This is a genomic window from Rhodococcus sp. NPDC058521 (assembly GCF_042719695.1).
Lineage (GTDB): Bacteria > Actinomycetota > Actinomycetes > Mycobacteriales > Mycobacteriaceae > Rhodococcus_F.
In genome coordinates, this window is record NZ_JBHXNL010000015.1 from 77,829 (window position 1) to 94,321 (window position 16,493).

Here is a 16,493-nt window from a genome sequence, read left to right on the forward strand (position 1 = left end):
CGTGCCATGAAACGTCTTCTCGCGCTTCTCACCTCGCTGGCTGCGGCAGCGTTGGTTCCCGCCGTCGCAGCCCCTGCAGCGCAGGCCGATCCGGGTGGGTGCCCCAGCATGTATGTCGTTGCGGTGCCGGGGACGTGGGAGACGTCGAACGGCGGAAGTCCCGGTCCCGGGCTGCTGTCCGGTGTGACCGGTGGCCTGCCAAGCTCGGTGCAGACCGACTACGTCACGTATTCGGCCACCGCCTTCCCGTGGGAGACCGAGGTCTACGGGCGTTCCAAAGCACAGGCAGTCAACGGGGCGAAAGCCCTGCTGAAGGGGATGGCCGACCGGTGCGCGAGCACCGATCTCGCGTTGGTCGGATACAGCCAGGGAGCCGATGCCGCGGGTGACGTGGCAGCGGAGATCGGTACCGGGCTCGGCGTGGTGCCCGCCGATCGGATGGCCGCAGTCGGCCTCATCTCCGACCCGCGCAGGTCGCCGTCCGACGTGCAGATCGGCGCGCGCGTCGTCGGGGCTGGTGTCGGCGGAGCCCGGATCGGCGGTTTCGGGTGGATCAGCGACAAGGTCGTCACCATCTGTGCGGTCGGAGACCTCTACTGCTCGACCCCGCAGGACGACTTCGTTTCCAGATTCGCAGGGTTCCTCGGTCAGATCTCGGGTACCGCACCGGGCCAATTCGGCCAGTTCCAGCAGGAAGCGCAGTCGATCTTCAACGATCTGATGGCTGCAGGCGGGCTCCCCACTCTGATGAGTCAATTGGACGAGCCGTCCAACGACGAGCGGATCCAGAAGCTCGAGCAGTTCTACGGTTCGACCGTCCACCAGGACTACGCCACGTATCCCGTCGACGGTGCCGGCACGTCGGCCACCGCATGGATGCAGAACTGGCTTCGCGGCAAGATCTGACGCGGGCCTCGCATCGTCAGTCGATGTCGAAGCGTGCGACGACGCGCATGGCTCCGGGGGAGAGGCGACTCATCGCCCGCCCGAACTTGGCCTCCGCGGTCACCGGCACCACGGCCTTGTTTGTCTTCACGGCTTTCACGATCTGGGCTGCGACCTTCTCCGGTCCGAAGTTTCGTTTCCGGTAGAGCTTGTCGGCCCTGTCCTGCTTCGAACGTTCCTCATCCGGGTCGACTCCTGCGAACCCCGTGTGCTTGACGATGTTGGTGCGAACGACGCCCGGGCAGATGGTGCTCACGCCGATCCCGTGGGGCACCAGTTCGGCGCGCAGGCAGTCGGACAGCATGAGTACTGCAGCTTTGCTGGTGGCGTAGGCGGTGAGCTCCTTCTGCGGGGTGTAGCCGAGTCCCGAGGACAGGTTCACGATGTGGCCGCCGGTTCCCCGTTCGATCATCTGGGCGGAGAACGCGCGGCTCCCGAACACGACCCCCCAGAAGTTGATGTTCATGACTCGTTCGAAGGCCTGCTGGGTGGTCTTGGTGAAGGTGCCCGAGTAGCCGATGCCTGCGTTGTTGACGACGATGTCGGCCACGCCGTGCTCCTCGAGCACGTCCTCGGCGAACTGCGTCACTGCCGCCTCTGCGGACACGTCGAGCTGATAGGCGTGTGCCCCGCCACCGAACACGGCCTCGGCGCCGCCCACGGAACTCGGGTCGTTGATGAGCGCCGCAGTTTCCTGTGCGGTCTCCAGATCGATGTCGCTGACCACCAGGATCGCACCCTCGGCGGCGAACGCGAGCGCAGTTTCACGGCCGATTCCGCTACCCGCCCCGGTGACCACCACGAGAGTGCCGGTGAGGTCACGCAACCGACGCTGCTTCTTCGCACCCTTGCGCCAGCCACGGACGTCCTTCAGAAGACTCATGACTCCATCTTGCCCGATTCACTGTGTACGTTCGTGACGACGGCCACATTCGTGGCCCCGACGAAAGGACTCCAATGGCAGAACTGCGTGTCGTCGCGACCATTCCCGCGAAACCCGGATCCGAGGAAGCACTCGGCGGCGCGCTGAGCGAACTTGCCGCAGCAAGCCGCCGCGAAGAAGGCTGCATTGCGTACGAACTGTTCGAGTCCGCGGCGCAGCCGGGCACCTTCGTCACCATCGAAACCTGGCGTGCGAAGGAAGACCTGGACACCCACATGAAGTCCGAGCACATGCAGAACGCTGTTGCCGTGTTCGGCGAACTCCTCGCCGGACAGCCCGCAATTCACCCGTTGACACCGATGGGCTGAGGGGTGAATTGCACGGGCCTCGGCTAGTGTCACGGCATGGTTCTGAGGGCTCGCGGACTGACTCGCACTTTCGGTCGCCACTGCGCCGTCGCGAATGCCGATGTCACACTGACTCCGGGTGCGATCACCGGGCTCGTCGGTCCGAACGGTGCGGGCAAGACGACACTGCTCCTCATGTTGGCCGGACTTCTCGCTCCGGATTCCGGCTCGATCATGCTCGACGACCGTGATGTGGAGTCGGCGCAGCTGCGGGCGGCGATCGGGTGGATGCCGGATGTGTTCGGAACCTGGGACAGCCTGACGGCCAGCGAGATTCTGTCGACCTTCGGTCGGTTGCACGCTATGCCACCTCGAGCGGCGCGTGGGCGGGCTGCAGAGCTCCTGGACCTGGTGCACCTGTCGGCGTTTGCCGACCGGCCGGCGCACGAGCTGTCGCGTGGACAGAAACAGCGGCTGGGCTTCGCGCGTGCGCTGGTCAATCGGCCTCGGGTTCTCCTGCTCGACGAACCCGCGTCCGGAATGGATCCGCGCTCACGCATGGAGCTGCGGGATCAACTGCGTTCGATGGCCGGGGACGGTTGCGCGGTGCTCGTTTCCTCGCACATCCTCACCGAACTGTCGGAGATGGTCGACGACGTGGTGATCATGACCGAAGGGCGCACCCGGGACTCCGAGCGTTCCGACGGTCACCTGTGGCGGATACGGGAGGTCGGTCAGTCAGCGGCGTCGGCCACGACCGAGCGCTTTCCGGACGAGGAGGCTGCTGCACGGCGGTTGGGCGAACTTATCGCGGCCGGAACTCGTGTTGCCGAGTTCTCGCGTGTGGACACCGAACTCGAACACGCGTATCTCGCGTTGGACGCGGAGAGGACCTGAAGCCGTGACCAGCACAATGAACGACACTCGTCGATGGTGGTCGATAGTCGGCGTACTGGTGGGCCTGGAGCTACGACAGCGCCTGCGCACCACGCGATGGAAGGTCACGCTCGCAATCGCCTTCGCTGCGGTGTCTCTCATCGTTTTCGGGTCGATGTACGTCTCGATGAGCCCGGGCAGTGCCGACTACCGGGACTGGGCGCAGAATCTCTACGCGATCGTCATGGCAGTGGAGCTGTTCCTCGGAATCGTGCTGGCTCCCACGCTCAGTGCCACTGCGATCAACGGTGACCGCAAAGACGCGACCCTCGCCGTCGTGCAGGCGACCCCGATCAGCAACTGGCAGTTGACCATCGGAAAGCTCATCGGCAACTGGGTTTCGTGCCTCGCCCTGGTGGCGGTCGCCTCTCCGTACCTGGTGTGGGGGATCATCGAGGCGCCGTACGGCATCGGGCGTGGGGTGCTCGGCGCCCTCGTCCTGTGTCTGCTGTTCGCCTGCTTCTGCGGTATCGGTCTCGGTTTCTCGGCACTCACCGCTCGCCCCGCTGGGTCCGCAGTACTGACACAGGCGACCGTCTTCTTCCTGATCCTCGGATTGCCCGCAGTATTCGGGCTGCTGTATTCGACCACCGCACAGGATCATCGGGTTGCCGGCACGGAATACACGGCGAGTGCGAATCCTTCCGACTACCCGACCTGCCGGGACGTGGAGAAGGTCGAGACGTTCTACCACACCGAGCGCACCTGGTGGCTGCTGGCGCCGAACCCCTTCCTCGTCCTTCCGGACGTGGTTGCCACCAATGACTTTCCATCGATGGGCTCTTCGTTCGCAGGGTCCACGAACACGGATCCCACGGTGGTCTCCTCGATAGCCCAGCTTCTCTCGAGCGCGCGGACGGGTCCGTACGTCGCAGCACCCACATGTGCCGACCAACGTTCCTCCTACAGCACCGATCCGGCTCCACGTGAGCAGTCGTTCTATCGACAGCAGGAAGCCCACGAGCGCGGACGGATCGGAGACAGTTGGTATCTCGGCCTATTGGCAAACATCGTCTTCGGCGGCATTGGGGTGACGATCGCCGCACGACGACTACGAGTGCCGGCCGGCAAGCTTCCCAAGGGAGTCCGGATCGCTTGATCCATTCGGGGGCTTGCGCGATACGTCGAGCACAGCCGCAACACACAGAACTGCGATCACGAAGCAGGCGCCCGTGAACCAAAGGTTCCCGAGGGGATCGCCCTCGTCCGTCACCCCGTCGACCGCGCCGAAGTAGTCCGGCAACGCGGACACCCACAACACGCCCATCACGCCCAGATACACCACGCTGTAGATGCGGACGAAATCGTTCGAGTAACCCGGCAGATCAGTTGTCTCCCTGTGTAGTCGCGACCATTGCCGGAACAGGACCGGAATCGCAACTATCACGACGACCACCAGCTCGGCCGCGTAGAGAATCCCCCGTACCGTGTCGCTCCCCATTCCGAACACCGTCGCCGGAAGCGGCAGAACGAAGGTGCCCGCGGATGCCAGAATGCCGATGACAATTGTGCGCCAAAACAGTTCGAGCCCCGAGAATTCACGGCCGCAGTCGACGTGGCGACCCACGAAGAACTGCACACACAGAGCCAACGACAGCGGCCACAGCGTCGCGAACACCACCACGCTCGGTAGTGGCACCGAATCGAACATCGGCTGATTGAGCGGGTTGGTGGTCGACCATTCCCACCACCGCAGTTGCGGCCCGAGGTGGTCGAAAATCTCGTAGAAGGCGTGGTGCACGAATCCCACGCAGACGGCGCCGACCACGACCCCGTATCGGCGGAACACACCGAGCATGCGGACGATCTCGAATGCCAACGTGGCCATCAGGGGATAGATCGCGATGATGTAAAGGGGGAGGCGTCCCCACAGGAAGTCCACGGTGAACACGTTGTGCGCGAACATCGTGTCCACGTGCTCCTCGATCCCGAACGCTCCCGGAAAGTAGAGCGGCGGCTCGATGATGAAGAGATACGCGGTCGCGCCGAACCACAGCGCCAGGGTGGTCGGGTCACCGTGCCGTCGCCAGCGCAGGATCGCGAAGACGAGAGCAAGCACCGACCCGAGCACGATGGTGACTTCGAGAACCGGCAACGTCCAGTTCTCGAGCGCGAACGGGTTGCGGATCTCCACGAGGCCGCCCGCTTCGGCACACGAGAATCCGAGTGCCGTCGACAGTTGATCGAAAGTGGGTGAGCACAGATCCGTCATCAGCAGTTCACCGCCGCCGTGTACCAGCGAGTGCAGTCCTAGCCTGCGTCGTATCGAGCGAACCACTCGTCGGCGAGGGCAGGCAGCTTCTCGTGCGAGGGGTCGTGATGCGGCATCTGACTGCGAATGATTCCGGCAAGTGCCGTGAACTGCTCGCCACGCCCGAGTCCGTCGAAGGCTCGTGGCATGATGCCCTTGCTCAGGTACGGCGCGAACGAGGTGAGAACCTTCTGCTTGGCGCGGTGCGTGGCGAACATCGACATCGCATCGACCTTCCGATCCTTCATCGGCACATGCAGGTTGAACCCTGCCGACGCGATGCGCATCACCTTCATGACGTGCGTGAAGATCGACGGAGCCATCCTCGTCCGGTAGAGCTCGCTGCCCACAAGGGAATTGAAGATGATCAGGGCCGAGCTTCTGTGTTCGACTTCTTCGACGAAATGCCAGATGAACAGGGAGGCAACCCGGTCGTCGCCCGGTCGGAAGAGCGTCGCGTCGTTGTCGAGCATCAGTTTGAACACCGGCGTGAAGGTTGCTTCCAGGTCTGCCGTGTATGCGAGGCGGTAGTCCAAGCTGGTTGCCTCGGCGAGAAGGTCGTACTCGCCGATCACCGCATCGAGAGTGTTCTGGAGCCCGGGGTATCGGTTTATCAGCGCCTTCACGTGCTGGCGATGAGCGGCCGAGTGGTGTCCTTCTTGACGCATGAAGGCCGCGGCCTCGTCGGCGACCTTCGGATCGGTCATGCGCGGTTTTGCCTGCATGATCGCCTTCACGATCATTTTCTCGAAACCGACAGCCAGGAACGAGATCGCGTTCGACATGCTCGACCAGGCCGGATTGTCCGGGTTCCAGACGAACGGCACGTCACGTTCCTCGAACGCGAAGTCCATCTTTCGGGGGTGCAGGTCGGACATGTGGGCCACCTCGTCTCGTACGGGTTGATCGATGCGGACACCATACACAGAATGGCTTGCTTGTATGATGAAGATTCCGGACATCACTCCGACCGCAGGCGTCGGGAGGGTCGGGCAGTGCGCTGCGCCCATTTGCATTACGGTGAATCGTGACAGGCAGGGGACGGGAAGTGGCAGGCAGGCGCGGTTGGGGTGGTACTCCGCCCGGAAGCGACGAAGAAGCGTCGAATCGAATAGTCACCGCCGCAATGGAACTCATCGGCACGAAGGGCACCGCGATCAGCATTGCGGACGTCGCGGAATCTCTCGGAGTCATCCGCCAGACGGTCTACCGGTACTTTCCCAGTACCGACACACTGCTTCGGGCCGCTGCCATTGCCGCCGTCGGCGGATTTCTGGACGGTCTCGCACAGCACGTGGCCGGCATCGACGATCCCGCGGAAGCTGTGGTCGAGGCCATCATCTACACACTCGACCAAGCGCCACGCATTCCGCAGCTCGGCATCATGCTGTCCGGTACGCATTCCCATGCCGAGGGGATCACGTCGGACGAAGCGCGTGTTTTCGGAATGACGATGATCAGACGCTTCGACGTCGACTGGGAACGACGCGGTTTCGACGAACCTCTCCTGCGTGAACTCGTCGAGTACCAGCTGCGGACCATGCAGTCGTTCTTCATCTCCCCGGGAAGTCCGCCGCCGAGCGAGGTCGAACTCCGGGGTTACCTGCGTCGATGGGTGGGATCTGCGGTCGCCGCCCTCAGTGATCGCTCTCGCTGATCACCTTCGCCACCTCGGCCGGTCTGTCGATCATGGCCTGATGGTGTGCCGGTCGGACGACCACGTAGCGCGCACCGAGTATCCGCGAGAACGAGTGCATTCGGCGGAGCCAGAGAACTCCCCACGGTGTGGGGCGCCCGGTGTCGGCTGCGGCGACGGTGACCGGAACGGTCAGCGGCGCACGAGTTCTGATGCCCGCGAGTTCGAGTGCCAACGAAGGGAACACGGCATTCTCGACGAGAGTCGCCTCGAGGTAGTGGGGCTGTCGGTCGAACTCGGCGGTCCGCCTCCGGGCTTGTTCGGTGAATCCGCCGGGTGGGACGGAATGGTCGAGTAGCCGCCGGGTGAGGGGACCGAGCAGGCGTTGCACCCCGTAGGCGCTGATCAGATGCGAAACTGTGCGCGCCGAGGTCACCCGCCATCGGGTGGGAATCAGTCGGCGCGGACGCACACTGAAAGCTGGATCGAGCAGCGTCGAGGAGCGGGTTCGGGCCGGATGTAGTCGCGCGAATGCCTCCGCGTATACGGCACCGAGACTGTGCCCCACAAGAATTGCAGTCTGGGTGATCGCGAGGGCGTCGAGGATCGCCACGATTCGGGCAACCTCCGTGCGGACCTCGGGCGGCGCCGTGGCGGCTGGACTCGAACCGTAGCCGGGTCGGTCGTATCGGATCACCGTGTGGCCCCGAGCCAAGATCTCGGCAGTGTCGTCCCAGTCGAACCAATGCCCGGCGAGGCCCGAGCAGATGACCACCGGCGGGCCCGCGCCGCCCACGACGACGTGAACCCCCGAGACCATATGCCCAGGAGGTTTCACGTGGAACCGACCTGCTTCATTGCCTCGGCTTCGCCAATGGGAAGGCCAGCGTCTCGCGAATGCTGCCGCCGGTGATGAGCATGACGATGCGATCGACACCCATCCCGAGACCACCCGTGGGTGGCATCGCATGCTCGAGTGCCTTCAAGAAGTCCTCGTCCAACTCCATGGCTTCCTCGTCGCCGCCGGCCGACAACAGCGACTGCTCGGTAAGACGGTTTCGCTGATCGACCGGGTCGGTCAGCTCGCTGTATGCGGTTCCGAGTTCGACGCCCCACGCAACCAGGTCCCACTTCGCTGCTACACCAGGGATGGTCGGGTGTGGCCGCGTCAGCGGCGACATCGAGGTGGGGAAATTGGTGTAGAAGGTAGGAAATTCGGTGTCGTCTTCCACCAGGTGCTCGTACATCTCCTGCGCCACCGCACCCGCGTCCCAAGACGACTGATACGGAATTTCGTGCTCGTCGCACAGCTTCTGCAGGTCTCCGAGTTCAGTTTCCGGGCCGATCTCGACCCCGAGCTTCTCCGAAACAGCCTCGTGCATCGTCTTGACCGGCCATTCACCGGAGATGTCCACGTCGATCAGCTTGCCGTCCGGACCGGGGCGCTTGATGATCTCGCGTCCGAAAGCGGCGACCGCAGCCGTCTGGATGAGCTCGCGGCACAGCACCATCATCTGCTCGTAGTCGCTGTGCGCCTCGTACGCCTCGAGGATCGTGAACTCCGGGTTGTGCTTGAAATCGACACCCTCGTTGCGGAAGACACGTCCGATCTCGAAGACCTTCTCGAGCCCGGCGACGCACAGCCGCTTTAGGTACAGCTCCGGGGCGATCCGCAGATACAGGTCCAGGTTGTACGCGTTGATGTGCGTGAGGAAAGGTGCCGCGTTCGCGCCGCCGTGAACCTGCTGCAGAATCGGCGTCTCGACCTCGAGATACCCGCGCCCACCGAGGGAATCCCGCAACGATTTGACGATCGCACTGCGCGCCTCGAGCAGACGCCGGGCATCGGTGTTGATGGCCAGGTCCACGTACCGCTGCCGTACCCGCATCTCCGGATCGGACATGCCCTTCCACTTGTCGGGCAAGGGGTGCAGGCATTTGCCGGTGATCCGCCACTCGTTGGCCAGCAAGGACAGCTCGCCGCGACGACTGAAACCGACGACACCGGACACCTCGACGAGATCGCCGAGGTCGAACTCGGTCGAGAACGCTCGAATCCGATCGGTTCCCACCCGTGCTTCGTCCACGAGAACCTGCACGTCTCCCGACCAGTCCCGGACCAGTGCGAACACCACACCGCCGTAATCGCGGATCCGGAGCAGCCTGCCCGCGATACGCACCGTCGTGCCTTCGGGGGACTCGATCGCGCCGCGCACCGAATGCGTGGGCGGGTAGGCGACGGGATAGGGATCGATGCCGTCCGCGGCGAGCGCATCCAACTTGTCGAGGCGCACGCGGACCTGCTCCGGACGGCGTGGTCCGGTGGGTGCGACGGACTTGCCCGCCGGAGGGCTACCGTCCGCGTTGAGGCCTTCGGTGGCCACCAATCCTGCGGGGAGGACCTCGTGGATACCCGTGTGCTCGGTGACCCCGCGGGAGCGGCCGAATCGCGGAAGCACGACGAAACCTTCCGCAATTCCGGAAGCGAATCCGACCCGCAGGAGTTCGCGATTGTCTTCGAAACAGATGTAGCGAGGCACCCATTCGGGCTGGTACTTCACGTTGGATCGGTACAGGGCTTCGAGCTGCCACCACCTGGAGAAGAACACCAGCACCGAACGCCAAGCCCGAAGAATCGGGCCCGCTCCGATTCGGCTGCCCTCCTCGAACACAGATCGGAACACCGCGAAATTGAGCGACACCTTGGTGACACCGAACTGGTTCGACATCATCGCCAGCTCGCTCACCATCAGCTCCACAACCCCATTCGGGGCCTTGGGGTTGCGGCGCATGAGGTCGAGAGATACTCCGCTCGGGCCCCAGGGGACCAGCGAGAGCATGCCGAGCACGTCGCCTGATTCGTTGTAGGCCTCTACCAGCAGGCAGTCCCCGTCGAGTCGGTCACCGAGCCTGCCGAGAGCCATCGAGAATCCGCGTTCGGTCTGGGTGTCGCGCCAGGCATCGGCGCGCTCGACGACTTTCGTCATCTCCTCCGCGGTGATGTCCCGATGCCGGCGAATACGAACCTCCACGCCGTGCCGCCGGACGCGGGTCACGGCCTGACGAACCTGCCGCATGTCGCGGCCGCTCAGGCTGAACTCCCTCGTACGGAGAATCGCTTCGTCGCCGAGCTGCAGAGCGGTGAGGCCGGCCTCGGTGTAGGCAGTGGCCCCGCGCTCGCTTGCGCCCATGACAGCGGGCGCCCAGCCATACGCGGCAGCGAGCCGGCGCCAGGCCTCGATGGCCTGCGGCCAGGATTCCTCGTCACCGATGGGGTCGCCGCTGGCAAGGCACACACCCACTTCCACCCGGTAGGTGATCGCCGCCGTGCCGCCGGGAGCGAACACGACTGCCTTGTCCCGACGAGTAGCGAAGTACCCCAGTGAGTCCTCGCTTCCGGATTCCTGCAGCAGCCCACGGATCGCGGACTCGTCGTGGCCGGTGAGCGCATTGCTGGATCGCTGCGAACGGAACAGAGTGACGACTGCACCCAGAAGCGCGAGCGCACCGAACAACCCGAGCAGTGTATTCACGAAACCGTGCGGGCGGCCGGAGAACTGCTCGTTGTCCAGTGCGGACAGTGCGGTGACGCGGTTGAAAGACCACAGCAGCCGCTCACCCGAAGGCAGTGTGCCCGGGAACAACTCGACGAGACACCAACCGATCAGGGTTCCCGCCGCCAGGCACACGAGTAGAACGCCGAGGGCTCGCCATACCGCCCCGCGTCGAACCCTGGTGTAGAACTCGTGCCGCGACATGACCAGCACTGCCAGTACGGCCAGGTGCACGACCAGCGCGACCGCGGCATTGATGTCGCGGTCGGAGATGAGGTCCACGAGATTCGAAACGGTGTACAGGACGACGTAGAGCGTCAGAATCCACCAGGCGATTCGTTTCCGGCTCGCCACCGCCGCCGCCAACAGTCCGATGACGAGAGCCCACGACAGACTCGTGTCCGGCGCATCGAAGTAGTAGTTGTCCACGTACTCGCGGGGAGAGTGAACGTAGTACCGCAGTACCGGCGAGAGGCTCCAGAGGAAGACCGCAACCGAGAAGACACCGAGGATCAGTCCGGCGATGTGGGGAACCTGGTGCAGAGGAGCCTTTTTGGGGATCGCTCTGGCGGTTTTGGTCTGGGTCTGGATCACGTACTTCCTCCCAACGAGACGGCGGGGTCTGCTACCAGTTTGGCCGGTTGGGGTGCTCGATGGGGGGAACAGCGAGAATAGGGGCATGTCCGACATCCATGACAGCGTCCCCATCCGCGACGAATCCATCCGGTTGGGTCAGTTCCTGAAACTGGCCAACCTCATCGAATCAGGCGCAGAGGCCAAGGAAGTGATCGCCGACGGACTGGTGTCGGTGAACGGTGAGGTGGAGGTGCGGCGGGGGCGGCAGTTACGCAACGGGGATGTCGTCGAGATCGGCGGCATGACGGCTCGGGTGGAGTCGGAAACCCCCTGACCCACCCCGACGAATGTCACACCGGTTCGCGTGAGCCGAACCGGTGTGACATTCGTCGGGAGAAGGGGAGGGAAAATCAGCGGACCACGACGCCGTCCTGGTCGCTGTAGACGGTCTCGCCGGGGTTGAATGTCACGCCGCCGATCTCGACGGGGACGTTCTTCTCTCCGGATCCGGTCTGGGTGCTCTTGCGCGGGTTGGTGCCCAGCGCCTTCACTCCGATGTCGAGGGTCTTCAGGATCGCGGAATCGCGGATCGCGCCGTTGACGATGACACCGGCCCAGCCGTTGTCGACACCGCGGCCCGCGATGATGTCGCCGACGAGTGCGGTGTGGATGCTCGCGTCGCCGTCGACGACGAGAACGCCGCCGTTGCCCGGCTCACCCAAAGTCTGCTTGACCAGCAGGTTGTCCTGGAAGCACTTGATGGTGGTGATGGGGCCGGAGAAGACTTCACGGCCTCCGAACTGGATGAACTGCGTATCGCAGCTACGGATCTCGGGGCCGATTTCGTCGGCCAGGTCAGCTGTCGCTACTGGTTCGCTCATGCGCAACAGCTTAGTAGGCCACCCTCAGCCGGCAGCCCGCCCGTGGCGCCGCTCGTAGTCCTCGCGGGTGCGGTCGGCTCGCCTCTGGGCCTTCTCGTTGAGAAGTGCGGGGTCGAGTCCGTGACTGAGAAGGCGGTGACGCCGATAGATGTTCTGCAACGCGACCGCGAAGTACAGCAACGGCAGGATCAGCAGCGCCATCATCGCCAAGGGGATCCAGATGGGACCCGGGATCAGCAGGAAAAGGCACAGCACTGCCACGGCCGGCAGTGTGAACCGCAGGACGTACCGGACGGAGGCGCCCGGACCGACCAGGTCGTTGCGGACCCAGTCCTGCATGGAATCCGGAAGCGTTTTCCCGAACAGGTACCCGAAATACTGGGAAACGTTGGGGCGTTGCGATGCGGACATACCTCACAGAATATGACGCATGGACGAGCGTCTGTGCCCGGGCGCATACTTCGAAGAGGGGCTTCGACGATCGGGATTGACCATGACACCGGATGAGTTGATGACCGAAGCGTGCAGGTTGGCAGTCGAATCCGTGGACAACGACTGGGGTGGCCCGTTCGGCGCGGTGATCGTTCGGGACGGCGAGATCGTCGCGCGCGGCCAGAATCGAGTGTTGCTCACCGGAGACGTCACCGCTCATGCAGAAGTGGAAGCGATCCGGCGGGCAGTCGCCGCCCTCAACCCGTACGCACCGTCGATTGCCAAGGCCCACCGAAACGAGTCGACGCTGACGTTGGTGCCGAAGCCGGAGGGCTCGGCCGACGTCGTTCCCGAACGCGCTCGAATGCTGATGGGCATGGAGATCTACATCAGCGGCGCTCCGTGCCCGATGTGTATGAGTGCCATCTACTGGTCGAGGCTCGATGCGGTCCACTTCGCCAGTGACCTGGCGGCTACCAGCGCCATCGGCTTCGACGACGACTTCCAGTACCAGGACTTCACCCGCCCGTTCGAGGAACGACGAGTGCGGATCGAGCAGTGTCGGCCGGATCTCGGGGCCGAGGCGTACGGTGCCTGGATGTCGAAGACGGACCGCCACCCTTACTGATCATGTCCGCCGCGAGCAGGTCCGAATCGGAGAGTTCGGTAACCGTGTTCGTGTCGCATCGGGTCACGCCCGGCAGCGAGGACGACTTTCGGGAGTGGCAGGAGCGGGTCACCGCCGTCGAGCGCACGTTTCCCGGCTTTCTCGGAGCGGAACTGTTCGATCCCGTTCCGGGCGTGCAGGACGACTGGACGATCATGTACGAGTTCGACTCGACCCCACACCTCGAGGCGTGGATGAACTCACCCAGACGTGCCGAATTGCTCGCGGAAGCAGAGGAGTTCAAGGACTTCGCAGTGCACCGGATGGCAAGTCCGTTCGGGGCGTGGATTCCGGCCGGTGAGGGCGGTGAACCCGCTTCCTGGAAGACCGCGATGTCCGTCCTCGTCGGTCTCTACCCGACGGTGGTGATTCTGACCGTCGTGCTGAACGATCTCTGGGAGAGTGCCCCACTGTGGTCGAGCCTGTTGGTCGGCAATATCGCGTCGGTCGCCCTGCTGACCTGGGTGGTGATGCCGACGGTGACCCGAGTCCTCGGCTTCTGGCTGGCACCTCGCGAGAACGCGCGGCCGCACACCGATCTGATCGGAACAGGGGTGTCACTCCTGTTCCTCGGGTGTGTGGCCGCGCTGTTCGCGTGGCTGACATGAGCGGGCCTACTTTGCCTGCTGCTGCTCGGCATTCGTGACGATGATGTCCCGAACGTACTGAGCGAGTCCGGGCCGGACGTCGTCGTACGTTTTCTTGAACCGCTCGTCCTGGATGTACATCTCGCCGAGGCACACCTGCATCTCGTAACCGCAGTCGTAGAACTGCGCGATGCTGGCGCGATGATCCTCCGCAAGCGCGTTGGCTTCGACGGAGCCAGGGGCGGCGCCGCTGGCGAGCCCCTCGGCCAGCTTGGCCATCAGCGCGTCCGTGTTCTCCTTGACCTTCTGCCAGTCCTCTTTGGTGAAGTTGGCCGTGCGCTCCTGCGACTGCTTCCACTCGTCGGTGTCACCCCAACGCTGCTCGGCCTCGGCCGCGTACTCCTCTGCCGGCCAGTCGTCGCCGAAGATCTCACGCTGTTCTTCGGGTGTCAGTTGGTTACCCATGGTTCTCGCCTCCATCATCTTCTCTACGGCCGCGGCCATGCGATGCAAGCGATCGATTCGTTCGTCGAGCAGTTCGAGCTGGCGGCGCAGGTGCGCCATGGCGTCGACGGACGGATCGTCGAGGAGGGTCGCGATCTCCTCGAGGGGAAACCCCAGCTCGCGGTACAGCAGCACCTGGTGCAGACGTTCGACGTCTGCGCCGGAGTAGCTGCGGTATCCGCTTGCCGTTCGCTCGGACGGGGTCACCAGACCGATGTCGTCGTAATGGTGCAGTGTTCGCACACTCACCCCGACGAGCTTGGCGACCACGCCGACCGTGTGTTTCTCGCTCACGGGAACCACCGTGCAGCCTCACGTCGCGTGAGGGTCAAGTCAGTTACACAGCGCCGCAATTTCGTCGGAAAAATTGTCGATCACGACCTTGCGTTTGAGTTTCATGCTGGGGGTGATCTCGCCCGCTTCGACGGTCAGCTCCCGGTTCAGGATGCGGAACTTCTTGACCTGCTCCCAGCGGTTGAGTTCGGCATTGAGCTCTTCGATGTAACCGCCGATCAGGTTGCGGGTCGCCTGTGCCTGCGAGATCTCGCCGAACGAATGTCCGGCCATGCCGTTCTTCTCGGCCCATTCGGTGATCGCTTCGACGTCCAGGCTGATGAGGGCAACGCAGTAGGGCTTTCCCTCGCCGCTGACGATGATCTCGCCGGCGTACGGGCAGATGCCCTTGAACGTCGCGGCGACGGCCGACGGAGCGACGTACTTGCCGTTGGACGTCTTGAACATGTCCTTCTTGCGGTCGGTGATACGCAGGTAGCCCTCCGTGTCCAACTCACCGATGTCGCCTGTGTGGAACCAACCGTTCTCGTTCAGAGAATCCGCTGTGGCCTGCGGATTCTCGTGGTATCCGGTCATCACGCCCGGACCCTTGACCAGTACCTCGCCGTCCTCGGCGATGCGAACCTCGGTGCCGGGAACGGGCCAGCCGACCGTGCCGAACCGATACGCGTCCGGACGATTCACGACGCTGGCGGCGCTCGTCTCCGACAGCCCGTAGCCCTCGAGGACCACGATCCCGACCGCGTCGAACCACTGCGCCACGTCTTTGTCCAAGGCTGCTGACCCCGAGATGAAGAAGCGCAGGCGACCGCCGAACCGGTCCCGTACGGTCGAGAACACAAGCCGGTCTGCAAGCGCAAGTTGCGCGTTCACCAGCAGTGACGGGCTCTTGCCTGCCTGCCGTGCACGGGACGCTTCGAGCCCCACACCGATTGCCCAGTCGAAGATCTTCTCCTTGACGCCACCTTCCTCGCGGATGGTGGCAGAGACCTTGGCGTACGCCTTCTCGAAGATGCGTGGGGCGGCGCCCATGAACGTCGGCTTCACGACCGCGAGGTTGTCGACGATCTTGTCGACCCGACCGTCCACAACGGTAGGGAATCCGATCTGCAACGGCAGGGTGAGCAGCACCTTGCCGAACACGTGGGACAGCGGGAGCCACAGGTACTGCAAGTCTTTCGAATCGAGGATGTGTATGGCGTCGATGGCGGCGGCCTCGTAGGTCCACGCCGAGTGCGGGAGCCGAACGCCCTTGGGTTTGCCGGTGGTTCCGGAGGTGTATATGAGGGTTGCGAGATGATCGGGCGTGATTCCCGAAATGCGATCCGCCACGACGTCCGGGCTCTCGGACAGCAACTCCGTGCCAAGGTTCTGAAGGTCCGAGAACGTGATCACCCAGTCGTCATCGGCGGCGTCGGGAGTGCCGTCGATGAGCACCACCTTCTCGACGGCTGCGAGCTCGCTGCGATGTTCACGGAGCTTGGCGAGCTGTGACTCGTCTTCTGCGAACACGATCCGGCTACCCGAGTCGGACACGATGTAGGCAACGTCCGGTGCCGTCGTGGATGGATACACGGTCGTGGTGGCTGCTCCGGAGCACATCACAGCCAGGTCCGCCAGGACCCATTCGTAGCGGGTCGACGACGCGAGTGCGATTCGGTCCTCCGGTTGCACACCAAGGGTGATCAAACCTGCTGCGAGGGCGGTGACACGGGTCCCCGTCTCGGCCCACGTGACGCTTGCCCAACCTCCCCGCTCGGGGAACCGGTAGGCCTCGTCGTTCGGTGTTGCTGCCACCCGGTCGATGAACAAGCGCGCGACCGACTGTGCCCGATTGTCGATCGGTTCCCTGTCGATCACTTCTTCCGACGCCCGTGCAATTGCCATGGTTCGATCATCGCACCGGCGGGGCCTCCTTCGTGATGGAAAGTGACACGATTGCGACGATCGCGCACAGACCACCGGCGACGAAGAACGCAGCGGTCGACGTCTCGCCGTCC

At 63.9% G+C, this 16,493-nt stretch carries 17 protein-coding genes; 8 read left to right on the forward strand and 9 right to left on the reverse strand.

Going from position 1 to position 16,493, the window contains the following annotated elements:
* Positions 1–6 precede the first annotated feature (6 nt).
* Complete coding sequence (locus ACFWO3_RS19340) at positions 7–906, forward strand: cutinase family protein (protein WP_378580785.1); 900 nt, start codon at positions 7–9, stop codon at positions 904–906.
* Positions 907–922: 16 nt separating this feature from the next.
* Here ACFWO3_RS19340 and ACFWO3_RS19345 read toward each other — a convergent pair whose 3' ends face one another.
* The gene (locus ACFWO3_RS19345) at positions 923–1,828 is read right to left on the reverse strand and encodes an SDR family NAD(P)-dependent oxidoreductase (protein ID WP_378580787.1); all 906 of its coding nucleotides are present in this window, start codon (positions 1,826–1,828) and stop codon (positions 923–925) included.
* Between the two features lie 74 nt (positions 1,829–1,902).
* Here ACFWO3_RS19345 and ACFWO3_RS19350 point away from each other — a divergent pair, with 74 nt between their 5' ends.
* Genes ACFWO3_RS19350 through ACFWO3_RS19360 form a run of 3 tightly spaced genes read left to right on the forward strand, consistent with a single transcriptional unit; the run spans position 1,903 to position 4,210 of the window.
* On the forward strand, positions 1,903–2,196 hold the full coding sequence (locus tag ACFWO3_RS19350) for a putative quinol monooxygenase (RefSeq protein ID WP_378580789.1): 294 nt from the start codon (positions 1,903–1,905) through the stop codon (positions 2,194–2,196).
* Between the two features lie 36 nt (positions 2,197–2,232).
* Positions 2,233–3,072, forward strand: coding sequence for an ABC transporter ATP-binding protein (locus tag ACFWO3_RS19355; RefSeq protein ID WP_378580791.1), 840 nt, complete (start codon positions 2,233–2,235; stop codon positions 3,070–3,072).
* Positions 3,073–3,076: 4 nt separating this feature from the next.
* Positions 3,077–4,210 carry an ABC transporter permease gene (locus ACFWO3_RS19360; RefSeq protein WP_378580793.1) on the forward strand — a complete coding sequence of 378 codons (1,134 nt, stop codon included), beginning with the start codon at positions 3,077–3,079 and terminating at the stop codon, positions 4,208–4,210.
* On the opposite strand, the gene ACFWO3_RS19365 is transcribed toward ACFWO3_RS19360, so the two are convergent.
* Both ACFWO3_RS19365 and ACFWO3_RS19370 read right to left on the reverse strand, forming a co-directional pair.
* Entirely contained in the window at positions 4,163–5,323 is a 1,161-nt protein-coding gene (locus ACFWO3_RS19365; RefSeq protein ID WP_378580795.1) for a hypothetical protein, read from the reverse strand. The two genes, ACFWO3_RS19360 and ACFWO3_RS19365, sit on opposite strands and share 48 nt — an antisense overlap.
* A 38-nt stretch (positions 5,324–5,361) precedes the next feature.
* The gene (locus ACFWO3_RS19370; protein ID WP_378580797.1) at positions 5,362–6,240 is read right to left on the reverse strand and encodes a metal-dependent hydrolase; all 879 of its coding nucleotides are present in this window, start codon (positions 6,238–6,240) and stop codon (positions 5,362–5,364) included.
* Positions 6,241–6,410: 170 nt separating this feature from the next.
* On the opposite strand from ACFWO3_RS19370, the gene ACFWO3_RS19375 reads away from it, so the two are divergent.
* Positions 6,411–7,019, forward strand: a complete 609-nt coding sequence (locus ACFWO3_RS19375; protein ID WP_378580870.1) for a TetR/AcrR family transcriptional regulator — start codon at positions 6,411–6,413, stop codon at positions 7,017–7,019.
* Here the strand turns inward: ACFWO3_RS19375 and ACFWO3_RS19380 are convergent.
* Together ACFWO3_RS19380 and lysX are read right to left on the reverse strand one after the other, a co-directional pair.
* Positions 7,000–7,818 (reverse strand): alpha/beta fold hydrolase, encoded by an 819-nt coding sequence (locus ACFWO3_RS19380; protein WP_378580798.1) that lies wholly within the window; start codon positions 7,816–7,818, stop codon positions 7,000–7,002. The genes ACFWO3_RS19375 and ACFWO3_RS19380 overlap by 20 nt on opposite strands.
* Before the next feature lie 34 nt (positions 7,819–7,852).
* Positions 7,853–11,146: a bifunctional lysylphosphatidylglycerol synthetase/lysine--tRNA ligase LysX gene (gene lysX / locus ACFWO3_RS19385; protein WP_378580800.1), complete on the reverse strand. Its 3,294-nt coding sequence runs from the start codon at positions 11,144–11,146 to the stop codon at positions 7,853–7,855.
* Between the two features lie 85 nt (positions 11,147–11,231).
* Between lysX and ACFWO3_RS19390 the strand changes: the two genes are divergently transcribed.
* A complete protein-coding gene (locus tag ACFWO3_RS19390; RefSeq protein WP_378580802.1) occupies positions 11,232–11,462 on the forward strand; it encodes an RNA-binding S4 domain-containing protein in 231 nt (76 codons plus the stop codon).
* Between the two features lie 76 nt (positions 11,463–11,538).
* Here ACFWO3_RS19390 and rraA read toward each other — a convergent pair whose 3' ends face one another.
* Both rraA and ACFWO3_RS19400 read right to left on the reverse strand, forming a co-directional pair.
* The gene (gene rraA, locus ACFWO3_RS19395) at positions 11,539–12,009 is read right to left on the reverse strand and encodes a ribonuclease E activity regulator RraA (protein WP_378580804.1); all 471 of its coding nucleotides are present in this window, start codon (positions 12,007–12,009) and stop codon (positions 11,539–11,541) included.
* A gap of 24 nt (positions 12,010–12,033) precedes the next feature.
* Positions 12,034–12,420, reverse strand: coding sequence for a DUF5313 family protein (locus ACFWO3_RS19400; RefSeq protein WP_378580808.1), 387 nt, complete (start codon positions 12,418–12,420; stop codon positions 12,034–12,036).
* Between the two features lie 19 nt (positions 12,421–12,439).
* Between ACFWO3_RS19400 and ACFWO3_RS19405 the strand changes: the two genes are divergently transcribed.
* Both ACFWO3_RS19405 and ACFWO3_RS19410 read left to right on the forward strand, forming a co-directional pair.
* Positions 12,440–13,069, forward strand: coding sequence for a nucleoside deaminase (locus tag ACFWO3_RS19405; protein ID WP_378580810.1), 630 nt, complete (start codon positions 12,440–12,442; stop codon positions 13,067–13,069).
* Positions 13,070–13,071: 2 nt separating this feature from the next.
* Positions 13,072–13,716 carry an antibiotic biosynthesis monooxygenase gene (locus tag ACFWO3_RS19410; RefSeq protein WP_378580812.1) on the forward strand — a complete coding sequence of 215 codons (645 nt, stop codon included), beginning with the start codon at positions 13,072–13,074 and terminating at the stop codon, positions 13,714–13,716.
* A gap of 6 nt (positions 13,717–13,722) precedes the next feature.
* Here the strand turns inward: ACFWO3_RS19410 and ACFWO3_RS19415 are convergent, their stop codons facing one another.
* Positions 13,723–14,493, reverse strand: coding sequence for a MerR family transcriptional regulator (locus tag ACFWO3_RS19415; protein ID WP_378580814.1), 771 nt, complete (start codon positions 14,491–14,493; stop codon positions 13,723–13,725).
* A gap of 39 nt (positions 14,494–14,532) precedes the next feature.
* The gene (locus tag ACFWO3_RS19420) at positions 14,533–16,380 is read right to left on the reverse strand and encodes an AMP-dependent synthetase/ligase (RefSeq protein ID WP_378580816.1); all 1,848 of its coding nucleotides are present in this window, start codon (positions 16,378–16,380) and stop codon (positions 14,533–14,535) included.
* Positions 16,381–16,493 lie beyond the last annotated feature (113 nt).